The sequence below is a fragment of the Acinetobacter sp. SM34 genome (assembly GCF_022012365.1).
In the GTDB taxonomy this organism is placed as follows: domain Bacteria; phylum Pseudomonadota; class Gammaproteobacteria; order Pseudomonadales; family Moraxellaceae; genus Acinetobacter.
Genome location: NZ_JAKLTP010000003.1, coordinates 260010 through 279506 on the forward strand (window position 1 = coordinate 260010; position 19497 = coordinate 279506).

Here is a 19497-nt window from a genome sequence, read left to right on the forward strand (position 1 = left end):
GGATTGAGATATGAGCCATCTAGCTGAAGCAACCAGCATTCGAAATACCACTTTTAAAAATAGAATTATCAAAGCTGCGATGAGTGAGGCTTTGGCAAATGATGCGGGTCAGCCCAGCCAGTTGCATTTCAATCTGTATGAAGCTTGGGCCAAAGGTGGTTTGGGCTGTGCCATTACCGGAAATGTGATGGTGGATTTTCGTGCCAAGAATGAACCGGGCGTGGCGGTGGTTGAATCGGAACGTGATTTGGCCAAGCTACAGCAATGGGCAGAACTAGGCAAGAAATATGGCATGGTGCAGCTGATTCAATTGTCTCATCCAGGCCGTCAGTGTCCTAAAGGTCTAAACAAGGAAACCGTCGCACCTTCAGCGGTACCTTTCTCTCCGATGCTAGCAACCACATTTGGCAAACCGCGTGAATTACGTGAAGATGAGATTTACGACATTATTCAGCGTTTTGCCACCTCTGCTCAAATCTGCGAAAAAGCCGGTTTTGAAGGTATACAGTTGCATGGTGCACATGGATATCTGATTAGCCAGTTTTTATCGCCTTTGACCAATAAGCGTCAGGATCAGTGGGGCGGTTCAATTGAAAACCGGATGCGCTTCCTGCTAGAAATTTACAAAGCGGTTCGTGCAGCAACCTCGGATCAATTTATCATTTCCGTGAAGCTGAACTCGGCCGATTTCCAGCGTGGCGGCATTACTGAAGAAGAAGTAGTTGCGGTCTTTAAAGCGATTGATGCGGCGGGAATCGACTTGATTGAGATTTCTGGCGGAACGTATGAAGCTCCGGCTATGGCGGGCGCGAAAGAGGATAAGCGCAAAGCCAGTACCATTGCACGTGAAGCTTATTTCCTCGATTTTGCCGAGAAAATTCGTAAAGAAGTGCAATGTCATTTAATGGTGACCGGTGGCTTCCGTACCGTAGAGGGGATGAATGCGGCACTCGACAGTGGTGCCTGTGATTTTATTGGTATTGCCCGTCCATTGGCGGTGGAAACCGATTTAACCGATCGACTGATCGCTGGACAGGACGTGCGTTATGCGGTGAATAAAATTAAAACCGGTATTCCTATGGTCGATAAAATGGCAATTATGGAAATTATCTGGTATGCCGCGCAGTTTAAAGATATTGCACGAGGCAAACGTCCAAATCCTAAACTGTCACCGCTGAAAGTTTTCTTGAAATATGCCAAAAATAATATTACTACCATTATTAAAGGCCAGATTAATTCACGTCGTAGTGCTTAACTGGATGACCACTCTTTAGATCAATAAGACTGAAACTGCACAGCAGACCATTGTCCTTTTTCCAATGCACGTTGAAAGGCAGGTCTGCTTTGGATCTGTTGCAGATAACGCTGAATATGCTGTAGTGATGCAAATTTCGTATTCGATTGCATGCAGGCCAGTAGCGGAAACCAAAACAACAGATCTACACGTCTAAAATGATCATTGCTTAATAGCTAGTTTTTTTAGATGTGCAGCAAAGATCAAGCAATATTGAAATTCAATCCATTTAAAAACAAAAAAACCTGATTCATGATGATCAGGCTTTTTTGTGAGATTTTTCAATCTCGAATATGGCGACCCTACGGGGATTCGAACCCCGGTTACCGCCGTGAAAGGGCGATGTCCTAGGCCTCTAGACGATAGGGTCATCTAAGTATTGGCGTCCCTACGGGGATTCGAACCCCGGTTACCGCCGTGAAAGGGCGATGTCCTAGGCCTCTAGACGATAGGGACGTTTCAGAGGTGGGCGTATAATAGGGTGGATAGCAGACCCTGTCAAACCTTTTTCCGGGATAATTTTTAAAAACCTATTCAACTGAATAAAAATAAAACAAATATGTGAAAAGTACTTTGAAATGCACTATTTTTCAGGCATTAAACCTTCAATGATGCTGTTGATCACGGCAGGATGTTGCAAGTAACCGGTAATACTATGCGGGTTTTGAAAGAAGGTGGTAATGGCCTGATTAATGATGGGGGGATCAAAATCGAAGGGCGGTTCAGACAAGGGAAAAGCAGTCAAAAAATCATCTGGGGAATAAAAATTAAACCAGTCACCCTGCAGTTGAGGTGGTCTTGAAATCGGGGTGACGAGTTTTTCCTGAATGACTCTAAAAGCTAGGGGAGAGCCTAAGGTAATAAAGCGCTGAATTCTAAAATGGGGATATTGATGCAGCAGGTTATAGGTAATGACCGAACCGAGGGAATGCGCCACAATAATATGATCTAACTCAGGATGAAGGTAAGACATGATCCGGTGATGGACTTCATGCATGAAGTCTGGATTGGATAAATACAGGTAAGTTTCAATCAGGAATTTACGGATAAATGTTTCATGCAGCTTGGGATAATGATTCAGAAATAGTGCCAGTTCTTTAAAGGTATGGTCTCTGGTGAGCGCGCTGAATACACTTAGGCGCTGGGTAAGTGATTCAGAATGTTCCGGATTAAAGATGGGTAAGGAGTGAATACAAGGTTTGTGTTCCTGCACCATGGTGTCGTTATGTCCCAAATGAAAGGGAAGATGTAAATGTGCAATAGACTTGGGTAAAAAAGTATCCAGGTCTAGGCTGTTATATAAGTGATGTTTACTGAGCAAGTCTCCATAAAAGGGGAAACGTATTTCCAGAGAGTTAAGATCTATATTTTGCTGGGAATTGCGTAAGCCTGTCTGAAAAGCAGATAGCCAATGTTGTTTTAATGAGGGTTGATCATAATTCTGTTGATTCATGCCGTGAATAAAAATGATTTTCATACATGGTCAGAGTTTTTATAGAGGTGATTCTCTTGCTTTAGCTTAAAAAAAAGACCGGTACTTGACCACTCTTTTTATGTGTTAGTTTTGCTTATCATAAAAAATAGCTATGATAGCAGGCCTTCTTATAAAGATCTGATCGTTAAAAATTTAAGGAGATAATAATTGCTACAGGCTGCTTTTGTGCAATCACTTTTAGCAGATATTAAAGAGAGAATGGCTTAAAAAAATAGATAAAACGAGTCGTTATCATGCAAACTAAAAATCTGCGATGGAATAATAATGAGAATTAAATTTTGGAAAATCGTATGGAGCGATATATGGCGACCCTACGGGGATTCGAACCCCGGTTACCGCCGTGAAAGGGCGATGTCCTAGGCCTCTAGACGATAGGGTCGTTAGGAGGTGATGCGTATATTATGGAGTTTTCAGCGGACTGTCAAACCTGTAATTGTGTTATTTTTATAATATTGAATTAATTGCATAAAAAATGACAAGTCTGCAAGAAAAAAGCGCAGTTATTACACTGCGCTTAATTGATCATACAAGCAGGCATTAATTTTTATTGTGATATAACCAGTAATAACTGGCATAGCAAGCGGCCATAAACAGCAAGCAGCCAATAAAACCTGACAGCATTTCAGGATCATAGGCCATACTTAGACCTGTGGCTGTACAGCACACAAAACCAAGAATCGGCACCAGCGGAAACCACGGGGTACGGAATTTAAGTTCTGCAACACTATTGCCCTGCTTCAACCATTGGCGGCGGAAGTTAAACTGACTCCAGCAGATACTCATCCACACAATCACCATGGTGAATGCCGCAATACCCATCAGGTTTTTAAAAATAACATCAGCACCAAACTGTTCAGATAACAATCCTGGTAAACCGCCAATCATGGTGACCCAGATCGCAATGACAGGAACGCCTGATTTACTCACTTTGGCAAAGATACGTGGCAACTGGTTTTGTGCAGCCAAAGCCCACATCATGCGTGAAGCGGCATATAGGCCTGAGTTTGCAGTAGAAAGCAAGGCAGTAATAATCACAAAACGGATGATATCCACGGCATAAGGGATACCCATCAGGTTAAATACCGAGACAAAGGGACTACTGCTTAGGCCTTCACCTTGAGCGCTAGCATTGAGACCTGCGTCGGTATAAGGAAGCAGTGAGCTGATCACGATGATGGTACCGACAAAGAAAATCATCAAACGCCATACAGCAGCATGAATTGCTTTAGGGACATTTTTTTCAGGATTTTCTGTCTCACCCGCGGCAATACCGATCATCTCGGTACCATTAAAGGCAAAGTTAACAATCAACAGTGTGCTGAAAAGCGGAATCAAGCCATTGGGTAACCAGCCGTGTTCAGTCAAGTTGCTGAACAGTGGTGCAGACTCGTAACCCTGGAATGGAATAAAGCCAAAAATACTGCCGAAACCGAGAATAATAAATACCAGCACGGTCGCGACTTTGATCATCGATAGCCAAAACTCGGATTCCGCAAAAGTACGGGTTGAACTCAAGTTTGAAATGAGTACGCCGCTGGCAAAAATCAGGGTCCATAACCAGATGGAGGTTTGCGGGAACCATTCCTGCATCAGAATGGCGGCTGCGGTGAATTCTGTACCTAAGGTGGCTGACCAGCCCAGCCAATACATCCAGGACACCATATAGCCTGTACCGGGACCAATATAGTTCGAGGCAAATGCACCAAAAGAACCGGATACCGGTAAATGTACAGCCAGTTCGCCCAGGCAAAGCATGACCATATAAGCGATTAAACCACCAATGATATAGGCAAGTACTGCACCAAGTGGCCCGGCTTGTGAAATAACTTCACCAGAGCCCATAAACAGGCCTGTACCAATGGCACCACCAAGTGACAACATAATGAGGTGACGTGTAGACATGGCTCTTTTGAGCGATGGCTTACGCTCCTCGGCAGGCGAATGCTGCGAAGGTTGGGTAGGAGATTGCATAAAATAAATAATAGGTTGAAAGTACTATTTTAAGTGTTTGTTCGATGAGTTTTCAAATAAATCATTTTTTGCTGATGATTATTGCCTCATTAGGCTTCTCTCATAAATTATTTTAGAAACTAAAAATTGTTCGTAAAGCCAAAATTGAAAATAGATTTCAGTCGATATTAGATTCATGAGTGTGGCATGGATGCCACACATTTCCCATCCCTTGCACTGCATTTTAAAGCAGTGCTTAAAACTGACTCAGGATGTCGTGTATGGGAAATAAAAGGTTTTTCTTGCGGACTCAAAATATATTTTGAGATCCTCATTTTGACCTTTCAAAAGTAGAGAGATTGCCTACGAAAAGGTAAAAAAATTAAATCAATCAAATGAGGCCGTGCTGATTTAAAAAAATCTAATATTGAACATTTTTGATTTATGAAAGAGATCTATTACAGCTGTAGATTTAAAAAAGACCACATTTAGTGGTCTGGTGTCTAATATTTCTGCGGCTGGGGTGCCGGAGTTGTGGTTGTGGTATTTGCCGGATTTTTGCTTTGTTCTTCATCTTTGCTGGCGAGATATAAATATACAGCTGAAGGCAGCAGAATCATTAAAACAATAAAAACTTTTTTCAACATAATGGCTTTTTCAACCTGATGATTTGAGTATTGACCGGAATAAGTTGATCTTCACATGTAAATTGCGATAAACCAAGCCATAAGTACAGTGCTCAGACGATCAATCTGCAAAAAACTAAAATTTTAAAACTATAAAATTAAAATATAGTTGTGCTTAAGCAGCGATTGATATCAAAAGAATGAAAATAGAATAAAGAAATTGAAGTGTTGAATTAAAACAAGAAGAGAAAATAGATGGCGACCCTACGGGGATTCGAACCCCGGTTACCGCCGTGAAAGGGCGATGTCCTAGGCCTCTAGACGATAGGGTCGTTTAGAAGATGGCGGTATCTTATTGATCCGCCACCAAAGTGTCAAGTAGATGGGGTGCGAGTTTGTTCAAAATATAGCAAAACAGTTCGGCAGTCTTTTGAGTATCGTATAGAGCAGAGTGTGCTTCCTTACCATCAAACTCGATTCCAGCCTGAATACATGATTTTGCCAGCACGGTTTGACCAAACATCACGGCACTTAAAGTCACGGTATCGAACACAGAAAAACTGTGGAACGGATTCTGATTTTTAGTACCGGTACGTGCAATGGCAGCCTGGACAAAGCCCAAATCAAAATGCGCATTATGACCGACCAAAACGGCATGGGTACAGTTTTGCTGACGGCGAACTTCATTCACAGATTTAAAGATACGCTTGAGCGCCGTCTTTTCATCTTCCGCCATGGCAATGCGCATTGGGTTTGAAGGATCTATACCAATAAATTCTAAGGAACGACGGTCTAAATTTGCCCCTGCAAAAGGGTTAATATGTGCATGGTGGGCTTCACCAGGTACAAATTGACCTTCTTCATTATAAATAATCGGGATAGCTGCAATTTCCAGCAAGGCATCGGTCTGTGAGTTAAAACCTGCTGTCTCGACATCGACAACAACAGGTAAAAATCCACGGAAACGCTGACCAATTACTGGTTGGGTTTCATTTGTCACACTTTTCTCCATTGGATGGTCTTACCCGCATACAGTGGGATAATCTGTTCTCCATCCAAATAGTCTAAACTTTCCGGAATAACTTGCTCTTCTTTTACCAGGGTAATGGTATTGGTATTGCGCGGCAGGCCATAGAAGTCAGCACCGAAGTGGCTGGCAAAACCTTCCAGACGATCCAGTCGGCCTGCCTGATCAAAAGCCTGCGCATAGAGTTCAATTGCAGTCGGTGCGCTATAACAACCGGCACAGCCACAAGCATTTTCTTTGGCATTTTTTGAATGTGGCGCACTGTCTGTTCCCAAGAAAAACTTAGGATTAGAACTGGTCGCAACTTCAAGTAATGTTTGCTGATGGGTTTGACGTTTTAAAATTGGCAAACAATAAAAATGCGGTTTAATACCACCAACCAGCATATCGTTACGGTTAAACAATAAATGCTGAGGGGTAATTGTAGCAGCTACATTGCGGTCTTGTTCAAGTACAAAATGGGCAGCTTCACTGGTGGTGATATGTTCGAGTACCAGTTTAAGCTTTGGAAACTGTTTAAGCAGTGGTGAAAGCACTTCATCCAGGAAGCGTTTTTCACGGTCAAAAATATCGACATGGTTATGGGTGACTTCACCATGAAGCAACAACGGCACCTGATGTTCTTCAAGCTGTTCAATCACGGCATAGACTTTACGAATATCACTTACGCCATTATCTGAATTGGTAGTGGCACCAGCTGGATACAGCTTGATGGCATTGACATGTTCAGATTCTTTGATTTTTTTTACTTCGCTCGGCTGGGTTTGATCGGTAAAGTAAAGCACCATACGCGGATCAAATGCGACACCTTCAGGAACGTGCGCCATAATGCGTTCACGATAAGCCAGTGCTTCTTCAACTGTTTTAATGGGAGGGACAGTATTTGGCATACAGATGGCACGCGCAAACTGCTTGGCAAGGTCGGGAACTGTACGTTTTAAAGATAAACCGTCACGTAAATGAGCATGCCAATCGTCTGGCTGGAGAAGAGTAAGAGTATTCAAGGCCATTTCAATCGAAGAAATAAAACAAATGATAATCCATAAAGTGTGAAAATGGTAACGAGAATTACAGACAAATGGTTAGATATGTATAATTACAAACATGAAATATATGTTATTTTTAGTAACTAAAAGAAGTAAGTAATGCTAGGAAATGGAATCCAAGTATATTTTAGCGAAATTACAATACGATAAAGAAAAAATAGAAGAGCTGATTACGCGGCAAAGTCGTCGTGTAGGTCAGGTTTTTCCCAAAAAAATGGAACAGGAATTTTGCTCTAAAAACCTGGAACGTGCCCGTAAGCATGTAGAAAAATATCTATGGGGCGGCATTTTATCCTATTTTATGTTTATGCTGGTCATGATTCCGAGTGATTACTGGATTATAGATCAGCAATATTTTGCTCATGATTTTGTGCAATGCGTGGTTGGCCTGGTCAATGGCGGTCTTTGTTTACTCTTCTTATTTTGCTTTTCATATTTTCCTAAATTACGTGCATATTTTGCTCAAGCTTCCATGGCGCTTATGTTCTGGGCCATTATATCCATAGCTTGGACGACTATTACTGTAAAAACCATTGCCATGCAGCATCAGGCCATGGCCATAATTTGTATTATTTATATTATTGCTCCTCTTATTACCGGCGTGAAGCCAATCCAGATACTCATGACTGGATTATCTGCAGCATCAGCGACCATCCTGCTATTTGTTGCTTTGGATGTTGAATTTGATGCCGTGGTACTGGGGCGTATTCTCTTTGGTATTTGTATACTGAGTTATGTGATTTGCCACATGATTTTTGCACGTGAACGAATGATTTATTTGTATTCCATGCGTGCCAGAATCAGTGAAAAAATGCATCGCATTCATAATTCGGAATTATTGCATTTAAGTCAGCATGATGACCTGACCAAAATCTCAAACCGTCGTAGTTTCGATGAAATGATGGAAGTGTTTTACCAGCAAACCCGTCAAGAGCGAAGTACTTTGGCGATTCTGTTTATTGATATTGATTTTTTTAAAAACTACAATGATTTTTATGGGCACCAAAAGGGCGATGATGTGATTTCTTCTATCGCCAAATCGATTAAAAATGCCATTCGGCATATGGATTTTGTTGCACGATATGGTGGGGAAGAGTTTGTGGTACTATTGCCTGAAACAGATGCTCATGGTGCCTATGCCGTAGCGTCAAATATCTATAAGGCCATCGAGCGTCTAGAAATTCCTCACGAGAAATCTTCAATCTCCGATTTTATTACCATCAGTTTAGGAATTACTGTTTATTATGGCGAAGCTGAGCTAAGCAAAGAAGAGTTATTAAAAATTGCTGATCAGGCTTTATATCGTGCCAAGAATTTAGGCCGTAACCAGATTTATTATCAATCTCTCCGTTCCAATATCGCTGCAACTGAATTTATAAAATCATAAACAGGACAGATAAAAAAACCGCTCGAAAGAGCGGTTTTTTGACCTAAAACAAACTTATTTGTTTTTGTCTTTTAATTGAGGAACAGCTGAACCTGTACCTACAGAAAGTAAGCCTGCACCTGTATAGATACCTAATTTCGCACGTGTATCTGTAATATCCAAGTTACGCATAGTCAATTGACCAATACGATCCATTGGAGAGAACATTGAATCACCTTTCTCCATGGTTAAACGCTCAGCTTCATAAGTGAGGTTAGGAGATTCAGTGTTCATAATCGTGTAATCGTTACCACGACGAAGTTCTAAAGTCACAGTACCAGTCACTGCTTTAGCAACCCAACGCTGTGCAGTTTCACGAAGCATCAGCGCTTGAGAATCGAACCAACGACCTTGGTACAACAAGCGACCTAAACGTAAACCGTTGATACGGTATTGTTCGATGGTGTCTTCGTTATGAATACCAGTCACAAGACGTTCGTAAGCAATATGAAGGAGAGCCATACCCGGAGCTTCATAGATACCGCGAGATTTTGCTTCAATGATACGGTTTTCGATCTGGTCAGACATACCTAGACCGTGACGACCACCGATACGGTTGGCTTCAAGAATGAACTCAACCGGATCTTCAATGCGTTGACCGTTAATCGCAACAGGGAAGCCTTCTTCAAAAGTAATTGATACTTCTTCAGGTTTGATTTCGACTTCTTCTTTCCAGAACGCCACGCCCATGATTGGGTCAACGATTTTGATACCGGCATTTAAGTATTCAAGATCTTTCGCTTCGTGAGTCGCACCCAGCATGTTTGAGTCAGTTGAGTAAGCTTTTTCTTTTGACATTTTATAGTCAAAGCCGTTGTCGATCAGGAATTGTGACATTTCCGCACGACCACCAAGCTCATCAATAAAGGTTTGGTCTAACCAAGGTTTATAGATTTTAAGCGCTGGGTTAGTTAAAAGACCATAACGGTAGAAACGTTCAATGTCGTTACCTTTATAAGTCGAACCGTCACCCCAGATGTTTACGTCATCTTCTTTCATTGCGGTAACAAGCATGGTACCGGTTACTGCACGACCCAATGGCGTAGTGTTGAAGTAAGGAACACCACCAGTGCTGATATGGAAAGCGCCACATTGAATAGCAGCAATACCTTCTAATGCAAGTTGTAAGCGGCAATCAACCAAGCGAGCTTTTACTGCGCCATACGCTTCCGCTTTTTTCGGAATCGCATCATAGTCGTCTTCATCAGGCTGGCCCAGGTTTGCTGTATAAGCATAAGGTTCTGCGCCTTTTTGTTTCATCCACAATAGAGCAGCTGAAGTATCTAGACCACCAGAGAAGGCAATACCAACTTTTTTGCCTACTGGGACATTCTGCAAGATAGTTGCATTATCAGACATTGTTAATCCTAACGATATGAAATAGGCACCGAGAAATTTGGTGGCCCAAGAAAATACACATTTCTTCAATTGTAGCACTATTTTATTTCTAATGGTTTTACAAAAGAAAATCTCGTTGAAAATTTGAAATTGATAGATTCAATATATGGTTATAAGCAAAGATTTGGATTGAATCGTGAAATAGAGCAGAGCTGTGGCTTTATAAACAGGAGTTAAAAGGAAGGTTGATAACAATTGTGAGCAGCCCATTGAAAGTTTGATCGGTTGCAACAGTCCGCGCATTATATTTCCTCTCAGAATGGCTTTCTGTTGCACTTGTTATGTGTATCTAATTATCCAGGATACTAATGATCAGTATCTATGCTTGTTATAAATAGTGTTTTGCTTTGAGCAAGCATTGTTCAAATAATCCATATTATCGACTAAAGTATTACATGATTGTCCCGGATTTATTATTTTTCTAAAAAAATAATAAAAATTAAATAATTAAAAATACCTGAGTGAATTTTAATCAGTGTGGTCTGTGCAAATTTTAAATATTTCATGTGTAATATTGGTATGACCAATTATAAATAATAAATTATTAATTGATCTTTAATTCGGCAAAAAGTAAGATATTTAACATTAAGAGACATATTTTTTTTATTAAATGATTATTGGTCATACCAATTAAGGTGTTAATTGGTAGGTGATCAGACCATTTTGTGTTCTGGAAAGCATTTCAAGGAGATGACAATGCTTCAACAATGGCAACAGATTTATGATCCTATGGGCAATATCTGGCTCTCCAGTTTGATCGCCCTGATTCCCATCATTTTCTTCTTTTTAGCGCTTGCGGTATTCCGCATGAAAGGCAGCGTAGCGGGAACCATTACCGTGATCCTTGCGCTGCTGGTTTCATTATTTTCCTATCAGATGCCGGTCGTGATGGCTTTTGCATCGATGATTTACGGTTTTTTCTATGGTTTGTGGCCGATTGCCTGGATCATCATCGGCGCGGTATTTCTGTATAAAATTTCGGTTAAAACCGGGCAGTTCGATATTATTCGTTCGTCCATTCTGTCGATTACCGAAGATCAGCGTTTACAAATGCTCTTTGTGGGTTTTGCCTTTGGTACCTTCCTTGAAGGTGCAGCCGGTTTTGGCGCTCCGGTTGCAATCACGGCTGCTTTATTGGTGGGTTTAGGGTTTAAACCCTTATATGCAGCGGGCTTGTGCCTGATTGTAAATACTGCACCCGTTGCCTTCGGCGCGATGGGTATTCCAATTATCGTGGCAGGGCAGGTTTCAGGTGTAGATACCCATGAAATTAGCCAGATGGTAGGACGTCAGTTGCCGTTTATGGTGCCAATTGTTCTATTTTGGATTATGGCGATTATGGATGGCTGGCGTGGAGTAAAAGAAACATGGCCCGCAGTGATTGTGGGTGGTGGATCATTTGCTATTGCGCAATATCTGACATCTAACTTTGTAGGCCCTGAACTTCCTGATATTACTGCCTCAATTGCATCACTGGTTTCATTAACCATTCTTCTGAAATTCTGGCAGCCAAAACATATTTTCCGTTTTGCAGACCAAGACGCAAATGTTGATGAAGCAGATGCTCAACAGCTTGCCGCTCAAAAACAGCAAAAATATAGCATTGCCCAAATTGCCAAGGCATGGTCGCCATTTGCAATTCTAACGGCTATGGTGACGCTGTGGAGTATCAAACCCTTTAAGGATTTATTTGCCAAAGATGGTGCACTGCATGATCTGGTCATTTCCATCAAAGTACCGTATTTGCATCAGCTGATCCAGAAGATGCCGCCGGTGGTTCCTGAAATTAAGGACTACGATGCGATTTATAAATTTGACTGGATTTCTGCCACAGGCACAGCCATTTTGATTGCCGCCATCATTACCATTATTTTCCTGAAAATGAAGCCAAAAGTAGCAGTGATCACTTTTGGCGAAACCATCAATGAGTTAAAAGTACCTATTTATTCCATTGGTATGGTACTGGCCTTTGCCTTTATTGCGAACTATTCAGGCATGTCGGCCACCCTAGCTTTAGCGCTGGCGCATACAGGCCAGGCATTTACTTTCTTCTCTCCATTCCTGGGCTGGATTGGCGTGTTCCTGACTGGTTCAGACACGTCTGCTAATGCGCTTTTCTCGGCACTTCAAGCCACTACTGCACAACAGATTGGGGTGCCAGAAGTATTGCTGGTTGCAGCCAATACTAGTGGCGGTGTAACCGGAAAAATGATTTCACCTCAATCGATTGCAATTGCCTGTGCGGCTGTAGGTCTGGTAGGTAAAGAATCTGATTTGTTCCGCTTTACCGTGAAACACAGTATCTCCTTTACCGTGATGATTGGTATTATCATTACCTTACAAGCCTATGTGTTCCCATGGATGATTCCATAAATTGGAATTGATGCAAGAGTAGAGAAATGCAGATGAAAGTTTCCGACCAAGCCGTACAGCAGCTCCGTATGTTGATTGAACAGAGCAATATGCAGGTTGGAGACCGTTTGCCTGCAGAACGTAAATTATGTGAACAGCTCGGGGTGTCGCGTTCATCGCTGCGTGAAGCCATTCAGCATTTGGTCAGTACAGGCATGTTGCTCAGCAAGGCAGGCTCGGGAACCTTTTTGCAGTTGCTACCGGGTGCCTGGACCAATCATCAAATTGTAGAACCTTTAAGCAATTTGATCGATCAGGATCCGGCTTACCGATTTGATGTGCAGGAAGCCCGCAGCGTTTTAGAGGGTGGTACTGCCTGGTATGCCGCTCAGCGTGCAACAACAGCAGACCTGGAAAATATTCGCCGCTGCTATGATCGGATTGCCCATTATCAATCTATTGGGGATGATGATCAGGCTTCTAAAGCGGATGCCGAGTTCCATTTAGCCATTGCTGAAGCCTCACATAATTTAGTGCTAATACAGATGATGCGCGGCCTGTTTGACCTGTTGAAATACAACGTGGTTTTGGGCCGGCGTAAAGTCTATAGCGAATCGCACCGTTTTGATCAATTGCACGATCAGCACTTTCAAGTGATGGATGCAATTGAACGCCGTGATCCTGATGCTGCACGCAGTGCAGTCTGTGGACACATTGGGTTTGTAGTACAACAGGTACGCTTGATTGATGAAGAAGAAGCTCGTCGCCAGCGTGCCAGTAGATTAAACAGGATATAAGCATGATTATTTCTTCTGCGAATGATTATCGTGAAGCTGCGAAACGCCGGTTGCCCCCTTTTCTTTTTCACTATATTGATGGTGGCGCATACGCGGAATATACACTGAAGCGTAATGTGGAAGATTTATCAAAAATTGCGTTGAGACAACGTGTACTGAATGACATGTCGCAGTTAAGTCTGGAAACCAAACTGTTTAATGAAACCCTGTCGATGCCAGTGGCATTGTCGCCAGTCGGTTTAACCGGTATGTATGCACGTCGTGGGGAAGTTCAGGCGGCAGTGGCGGCAGATAAAAAGGGTATTCCTTTTACCCTGTCTACTGTTTCAGTCTGTCCGATTGAAGAAGTTGCGCCAGCGATTCAGCGTCCAATGTGGTTTCAGTTGTATGTGCTGCGTGACCGTGGCTTTATGAAAAATGCCCTGGAACGTGCCAAAGCGGCAGGTTGCTCAACCTTAGTATTTACAGTAGATATGCCTGTTCCAGGTGCACGTTACCGTGATGCCCACTCAGGTATGAGTGGACCCAATGCAGCAATGCGCCGTTATATGCAATCCTGTTTCCATCCGCATTGGGCCTGGAATGTCGGCATGATGGGCCGTCCACATGACCTAGGCAATATTTCTAAATACTTGGGTAAACCCACGGGTCTTGAAGATTATATTGGCTGGTTAGGTTCTAACTTTGATCCCTCGATTTCCTGGAAAGATCTGGAATGGATTCGTGAGTTCTGGGATGGTCCAATGGTGATCAAAGGTATTTTGGACCCTGAAGATGCCAAGGATGCAGTACGTTTCGGTGCAGATGGTATTGTGGTGTCGAATCACGGTGGCCGTCAGCTGGATGGTGTTTTATCTTCCGCACGTGCTTTGCCGCCAATTGCCGATGCGGTTAAAGGTGATATCAAAATTCTAGCCGATTCGGGTATCCGTAATGGTCTGGATGTAGTGCGTATGCTGGCCTTAGGTGCAGATACCTGTATGTTGGGTCGTGCCTTTGTTTATGCACTGGGCGCTGCCGGTGGTGAGGGTGTTTCCAATCTGCTCGAATTGATTGATAAGGAAATGCGCGTAGCAATGACGCTGACCGGTGCCAAAACCATTGCCGATATTACTTCGGATTGTTTGGTGAAGTTAGATAGAGAGTTGGCGGAGTGATTCTACCCGAACTCTTTTTTGACAAGAAAAAGTTCCCCTCTTTATTAAAGAGGGGTTAGGGGAGATTAAATAATGAATTTATTAACATTTATCATGCGTTAAACATGATTGTAAAACTTCATATTAAGTATTTTCACGGCCAGCTTTTGCGGAGAATGGGTTTAGATTTATTTGTGTAGGCTTTATCTTACTTTTGATGGATCAAAAGTAACAAAAATCCTTCGTTGAGCAGAAGGAACTTCCTTGTTTCTCTGCCCAACGGCGGCATCCATGCCGCCAGATGCGATAGTCAATGCTGTGAATAATCAAAGTTTAAAAATCAGGATATTCATACTTTTAACTATTTAAATTTATGGACATGAAAAATCAAACTAGCAGAGGTGTTAAGTGCTGACTGCAACAAATCCACAGCAAACCATTCAAAAGCTCATCAACATTGTCGGCAAGCAACATGTATTAATAGATGACAATGACACACGTTTATACCGTCAGGGACGCCGTTACGGTTCCGGTCAAGTCCTGGCCGTGGTCGTCCCGGGTTCATTGCTGGAACAGTGGCAAGTCTTGCAGGCTGCGGTGGATGCAGACTGCATAATTATCATGCAGGCGGCCAATACCGGACTTACTGGTGGTTCCACCCCCTTTGGTGATGATTATGACCGTCCTGTCATTTTAATGAGTACCCGTCGTTTAGCCGGTATTCAAGTCATCAATAGCGGTAAACAGGTAATTTGCTTACCTGGAGCAACGCTAGACAAACTTGAAAAGGAACTTGCCCAATTTAACCGTGAGCCGCATTCTGTGATTGGTTCTTCCTGTATTGGTGCATCGGTTTTGGGTGGTGTGTGCAATAACTCGGGTGGTGCGCTGGTTCGACGTGGGCCTGCCTATACCGAACTTGCCCTGTATGCACGAGTGAATAGTGCTGGCAAATTAGAGCTGGTGAATCATTTGGGAGTGAATTTAGGTGCAACGCCTGAAGAGATTCTGACAAAACTGGAAAGCCAAAACTACCAGACAGCGGATATTGAAAATAATCCAAGTTGCTGTGCTTCGGATCAGCATTATGCGCATGATGTGACTCAAGTCGATGAGAATACTCCGGCACGTTTTAATGCCGATCCATCGCGTTTGTATGAAGCATCCGGTTCGGCGGGAAAAGTCTGTGTGTTTGCGGTACGTTTGGATACCTTTGAAAAAATTCCCAGTCAGGTGTTTTATGTCGGCACCAATACCCAGCAAGATTTAACCGCAATCCGCCGTTTTCTACTCACTGATTTACCGCGCTTGCCGATTGCAGGCGAATATATTCACCGGGTAGCTTACGATATTGGCGCTGAATATGGCAAAGATACCTTCATGTTTATCGAGAAATTTGGAACAGCCAAAGTACCGGCGGCTTTTGCCATGAAAGATAAGGTGGATAGCTACCTGGAAAAAGTCGGCATGAAAGGACTGTCTGACAAAGTCCTGCAAATGCTGAGCAAATTTTTACCGTCGCATTTACCGAAACGCATGAATGAATTCCGGGATTTGTATGAGCATCATCTGGTGCTGCGTATCGAGAATCAGGACGTAGAACAGGTGCAGCAATTTTTGCAGCAATATTTTTCAGCCAATACCACTGGAAATTATTTTCTATGCAGCGAGGAAGAAGGGCGTAAAGCCTTTCTGCACCGCTTTGCGGTTGCGGGAGCGGCAATTCGTTATCGTGATACCCATCGGAGTGAAGTAGAAGATATTGTCGCGTTGGATATTGCCTTACGCCGTAATGACCGTGAATGGGTCGAAACCTTGCCTCAGGAAATGGATGACTTGATTATTCATAAATTGTATTACGGTCATTTTTTATGTCATGTGTTCCATCAGGACTATATTGTGAAAAAAGGCGTTGATCCTTTGGCGATGGAGCATCAAATGTGGCATTTGCTGGATGCGCGTGGAGCTGAATATCCGGCTGAGCATAATGTTGGACATTTATATGTGGCCAAGCCTGCGCTTAAAAAGCATTATCAAAAATTAGATCCGACCAATAGCTTTAATGTGGGGATTGGTCAGACTTCCAAATTAAAATACTGGGATTAATATAGATTTATTTTCCGGAACTTATACGAGGTGTGGTTTTAAAACTGCACCTTTTTTTATGCTGAATTGACTGTTTCGTCAGACAATGTTTAAAACAAGTCATAAACAAAATGATAAAAATAGGTAAAGTAATATGCAACAAGTTGCAGAGCCAATATATTAAGGACCCATTATGACAACTAGCTATGCAAATATTTTAAAACCGCTACATTTAGGCTTTACGACCATTAAAAACCGTGTCGTGATGGGTTCCATGCATACCGGTCTGGAAGACCGTTTTTATAATTATCCTAAATTAGCCGCATATTTTGGTGAACGTGCAAAAGGTGGCGTAGGCCTGATTATTACCGGAGGGATTTCGCCGAACCGTCAGGGTTGGCTGCTTCCTGCAGGCGGCACCATGAATCATTTGGCGGATGTTGCACCGCATCGTTTGGTGACGCATGCTGTACATAAGCATGGTGCAAAAATTTTAATGCAGATTTTGCATTCTGGTCGTTATGGTTATCAGCCTTTTGTGGTTTCTGCCAGCCCAATCAAGTCACCAATTTCACCGTTTAAACCGCGTCAGATGAGTGAAAAACAGATTCTCGAAACCATCAATGATTATGCACATACCGCTAGTATTGCCAAAAAAGCCGGCTATGATGGTGTGGAAATCATGGGCTCTGAAGGTTATTTGCTGAATCAGTTTTTAAGCCGTCATGTCAATCAACGTGCTGATCGCTGGGGTGGAGACATTCAAAGCCGGATGCGTTTTGCAGTGGAAATTGTAAAAGCTATTCGGAAAAAAATTGGCGAAAACTTCATTATCTGCTTCCGTTTGTCGCTACTAGATTTGGTGCATGATGGCAATACCATGCAGGAAGTGATTACGGTTGCCCAAGCGCTGGAACAAGCAGGTGTAACCTTGCTGAATACCGGTATAGGTTGGCATGAAGCACGTATTCCGACCATTGTGACTTCGGTACCGCGTGCAGCATTTGCTGATTACACGGCCGAAGTGAAAAAGCATGTCGCCATTCCTGTGATTGCATCTAACCGCATTAACATGCCTGAAACAGCCGAAGCCATTTTGGCTGCTGGAAAAGCCGATATGGTGCAAATGGCCCGACCATTGTTGGCAGATGCATTCTGGGTCAGCAAGACCGCAACCAATCGTGTTGATGAAATTAATACCTGTATTGCCTGTAACCAGGCTTGTTTGGATCACACCTTTAAAAATAAACGAGCAACCTGTTTGGTGAACCCGCGGGCTGCCTATGAAACAGAACTGGTCTATTTAAAAACCAAAACACCGAAAAAAATTGCTGTTGTTGGTGGTGGCGTAGCAGGCATGTCTGCTGCAACAGTTGCGGCAAGTCGCGGCCATAAAGTCACTTTATTTGAAGCCTCTAAAGAAGTGGGCGGGCAATTTAATCTGGCCAAAGTGGTTCCGGGCAAAGAAGAATTCCACGAAACCATTCGTTATTTTAAAGTTCAAATTGAAAAAACTGGATTGGAGCTTCGGTTAAATACCAGAGTGAACCGTGAACAACTGGAACGTGAAGGTTTTGATGAGGTCGTGGTTGCGACTGGAGTTGTTCCGCGTGCATTAAAAATTGAAGGCAGTGATGCACCACAAGTATTGTCTTATGCAGAAGTACTTCGCGGTGCTCCAGTGGGGGATCGTGTTGCAGTGATTGGTGCGGGGGGGATTGGTTTTGATGTATCGGAATTTTTATTAAAACCTGAACATCAGCCACAGCCGCAACCATTGGCGGACTGGCAGCGGGAGTGGGGCATTGACCCAAATCCAAATTATATTTCTGAAGGAGGAATGCAAGCTGCTGAAGTGGCTCATCCTGTCCGTGAGATCTATTTATTGCAACGTAAAACCACACCGCTGGGGATTGGGTTAGGCAAAACCACAGGTTGGGTGCATCGTGCTCAATTGAAAAAACATGCAGTGAAGATGTTACGCGGCGTGCAATATAAGTCTATTAGCAATGAAGGCTTATGGATAGAAACCAATGGTTATGACCAACTGTTACGTGTTGATACCGTGGTGGTGTGTGCAGGACAAGAGTCAGTGAAGGATATTATGCCGAATGACGGTGAACATACCTTGGCGAATTACCATATTATTGGCGGTGCCAAACTGGCAGCAGAGCTTGATGCCAAGCGTGCAATCCGCGAGGGTGCTGAATTGGCAGCCAAATTATGATGTTTTAAGTTGATTTGGTGAAACAATATTCATTTGAATGGTTTAGTTGTAATTTTTACTTGTCAGCTTTTAAAAACATCCGTATTATGGCGCACATGGAAGCGTGGCAGAGCGGTTTAATGCACCGGTCTTGAAAACCGACGAGGGTGCGAGTCCTCCGTGAGTTCGAATCTCACCGCTTCCGCCAAATTTCGAATTAAGCCCTTGTATTTGCAAGGGCTTTTTTCTTACCTGTGCTTTTGTCCCACATTATAACCCACATAAAATTTTGGATTGGAATAATCAAAATAAGAATAATTCAGACAGGTTTGGATAATAGGTAAATAGATCTCTTTCATAAATCAAAAAACGAGCACCTTTTTGATTGATATTTGTACTCTAATTTTCTTAGCATTCGTGCATAATCTGCGGATGAAATACATTGATTCAAAGAAGCTTTCTGAAAAACAGTTTAAGCGATATACGGGCATCTCATGGTCAACCTTTTATTTAATGGTTGAGCAATTGCAGAAGCATGTTCCAGCTAAAGGCAGACCACCCAAGTTAAGTGTGGAGGATCAGGTTCTGCTCTGTCTGAGCTATTGGCGGGAATACCGAACCTTATTTCACATTGCTACGAGTTATGGGGTTTCAGAGCC

Annotated in this window: 15 protein-coding genes and 5 tRNA genes; 9 read left to right on the forward strand and 11 right to left on the reverse strand. The window is 42.8% G+C overall.

Features of this window, described 5'->3' with window-relative positions; genetic code table 11:
• Positions 1-10: 10 nt before the first annotated feature.
• Positions 11-1255 (forward strand): NADH:flavin oxidoreductase/NADH oxidase family protein, encoded by a 1245-nt coding sequence (locus tag LZZ98_RS04340; protein WP_237786794.1) that lies wholly within the window; start codon positions 11-13, stop codon positions 1253-1255.
• Between the two features lie 20 nt (positions 1256-1275).
• Here the strand turns inward: LZZ98_RS04340 and LZZ98_RS15485 are convergent, their stop codons facing one another.
• From LZZ98_RS15485 to pyrC, 10 genes are all read right to left on the reverse strand, one after another.
• Complete coding sequence (locus tag LZZ98_RS15485) at positions 1276-1407, reverse strand: hypothetical protein (RefSeq protein ID WP_269091551.1); 132 nt, start codon at positions 1405-1407, stop codon at positions 1276-1278.
• 181 nt (positions 1408-1588) lie between these two features.
• A tRNA-Glu gene (locus LZZ98_RS04345) sits at positions 1589-1664 on the reverse strand.
• Positions 1665-1674: 10 nt separating this feature from the next.
• A tRNA-Glu gene (locus LZZ98_RS04350) sits at positions 1675-1750 on the reverse strand.
• A 127-nt stretch (positions 1751-1877) separates the two neighbouring features.
• Complete coding sequence (locus LZZ98_RS04355; RefSeq protein ID WP_237786795.1) at positions 1878-2771, reverse strand: lysophospholipase; 894 nt, start codon at positions 2769-2771, stop codon at positions 1878-1880.
• 321 nt (positions 2772-3092) lie between these two features.
• Positions 3093-3168 (reverse strand) — tRNA-Glu (locus LZZ98_RS04360).
• 158 nt (positions 3169-3326) lie between these two features.
• On the reverse strand, positions 3327-4760 hold the full coding sequence (locus LZZ98_RS04365; protein ID WP_237786796.1) for an amino acid permease: 1434 nt from the start codon (positions 4758-4760) through the stop codon (positions 3327-3329).
• Between the two features lie 482 nt (positions 4761-5242).
• Positions 5243-5386, reverse strand: coding sequence for a hypothetical protein (locus LZZ98_RS04370; protein ID WP_237786797.1), 144 nt, complete (start codon positions 5384-5386; stop codon positions 5243-5245).
• A 235-nt stretch (positions 5387-5621) separates the two neighbouring features.
• Positions 5622-5697 (reverse strand) — tRNA-Glu (locus LZZ98_RS04375).
• Between the two features lie 20 nt (positions 5698-5717).
• Complete coding sequence (gene rnt, locus LZZ98_RS04380; RefSeq protein WP_237786798.1) at positions 5718-6377, reverse strand: ribonuclease T; 660 nt, start codon at positions 6375-6377, stop codon at positions 5718-5720.
• Positions 6362-7396, reverse strand: a complete 1035-nt coding sequence (gene pyrC, locus LZZ98_RS04385) for a dihydroorotase (protein ID WP_237786799.1) — start codon at positions 7394-7396, stop codon at positions 6362-6364. Before pyrC ends, rnt begins: the two co-directional genes overlap by 16 nt.
• Positions 7397-7547: 151 nt before the next feature.
• On the opposite strand from pyrC, the gene LZZ98_RS04390 reads away from it, so the two are divergent.
• A complete protein-coding gene (locus LZZ98_RS04390) occupies positions 7548-8825 on the forward strand; it encodes a GGDEF domain-containing protein (protein ID WP_237786800.1) in 1278 nt (425 codons plus the stop codon).
• A 54-nt stretch (positions 8826-8879) separates the two neighbouring features.
• On the opposite strand, the gene argG is transcribed toward LZZ98_RS04390, so the two are convergent.
• Entirely contained in the window at positions 8880-10223 is a 1344-nt protein-coding gene (gene argG / locus LZZ98_RS04395) for an argininosuccinate synthase (RefSeq protein WP_237786801.1), read from the reverse strand.
• A gap of 729 nt (positions 10224-10952) precedes the next feature.
• Here argG and lldP point away from each other — a divergent pair.
• From lldP to LZZ98_RS04430, 7 genes are all read left to right on the forward strand, one after another.
• The gene (gene lldP, locus LZZ98_RS04400) at positions 10953-12635 is read left to right on the forward strand and encodes an L-lactate permease (RefSeq protein ID WP_237786802.1); all 1683 of its coding nucleotides are present in this window, start codon (positions 10953-10955) and stop codon (positions 12633-12635) included.
• A 32-nt stretch (positions 12636-12667) separates the two neighbouring features.
• Entirely contained in the window at positions 12668-13411 is a 744-nt protein-coding gene (gene lldR / locus LZZ98_RS04405) for a transcriptional regulator LldR (protein WP_237786820.1), read from the forward strand.
• A 2-nt stretch (positions 13412-13413) separates the two neighbouring features.
• Positions 13414-14568 (forward strand): FMN-dependent L-lactate dehydrogenase LldD, encoded by a 1155-nt coding sequence (gene lldD, locus LZZ98_RS04410; RefSeq protein WP_237786803.1) that lies wholly within the window; start codon positions 13414-13416, stop codon positions 14566-14568.
• A 387-nt stretch (positions 14569-14955) separates the two neighbouring features.
• A complete protein-coding gene (gene dld, locus LZZ98_RS04415; RefSeq protein ID WP_237786804.1) occupies positions 14956-16653 on the forward strand; it encodes a D-lactate dehydrogenase in 1698 nt (565 codons plus the stop codon).
• A gap of 172 nt (positions 16654-16825) precedes the next feature.
• A complete protein-coding gene (locus tag LZZ98_RS04420; protein WP_237786805.1) occupies positions 16826-18859 on the forward strand; it encodes an NADPH-dependent 2,4-dienoyl-CoA reductase in 2034 nt (677 codons plus the stop codon).
• 97 nt (positions 18860-18956) lie between these two features.
• A tRNA-Ser gene (locus LZZ98_RS04425) sits at positions 18957-19046 on the forward strand.
• Positions 19047-19270: 224 nt separating this feature from the next.
• On the forward strand, positions 19271-19497 hold a 227-nt coding region (locus LZZ98_RS04430; RefSeq protein WP_237786806.1), incomplete at its 3' end, for a transposase family protein.

Coding starts and splice junctions, on each gene's coding strand:
- LZZ98_RS04340 (WP_237786794.1), top strand. CDS start 11: ATGAGCCATCTAGCTGAAGCAACCAGCATTCGAAATACCACTTTTAAA.
- rnt (WP_237786798.1), bottom strand. CDS start 6,377: ATGGAGAAAAGTGTGACAAATGAAACCCAACCAGTAATTGGTCAGCGT.
- LZZ98_RS04390 (WP_237786800.1), top strand. CDS start 7,548: ATGGAATCCAAGTATATTTTAGCGAAATTACAATACGATAAAGAAAAA.
- lldP (WP_237786802.1), top strand. CDS start 10,953: ATGACAATGCTTCAACAATGGCAACAGATTTATGATCCTATGGGCAAT.
- LZZ98_RS15485 (WP_269091551.1), bottom strand. CDS start 1,407: ATGCAATCGAATACGAAATTTGCATCACTACAGCATATTCAGCGTTAT.
- lldR (WP_237786820.1), top strand. CDS start 12,668: ATGAAAGTTTCCGACCAAGCCGTACAGCAGCTCCGTATGTTGATTGAA.
- argG (WP_237786801.1), bottom strand. CDS start 10,223: ATGTCTGATAATGCAACTATCTTGCAGAATGTCCCAGTAGGCAAAAAA.
- LZZ98_RS04420 (WP_237786805.1), top strand. CDS start 16,826: ATGACAACTAGCTATGCAAATATTTTAAAACCGCTACATTTAGGCTTT.
- LZZ98_RS04355 (WP_237786795.1), bottom strand. CDS start 2,771: ATGAAAATCATTTTTATTCACGGCATGAATCAACAGAATTATGATCAA.
- LZZ98_RS04370 (WP_237786797.1), bottom strand. CDS start 5,386: ATGTTGAAAAAAGTTTTTATTGTTTTAATGATTCTGCTGCCTTCAGCT.
- lldD (WP_237786803.1), top strand. CDS start 13,414: ATGATTATTTCTTCTGCGAATGATTATCGTGAAGCTGCGAAACGCCGG.
- LZZ98_RS04365 (WP_237786796.1), bottom strand. CDS start 4,760: ATGCAATCTCCTACCCAACCTTCGCAGCATTCGCCTGCCGAGGAGCGT.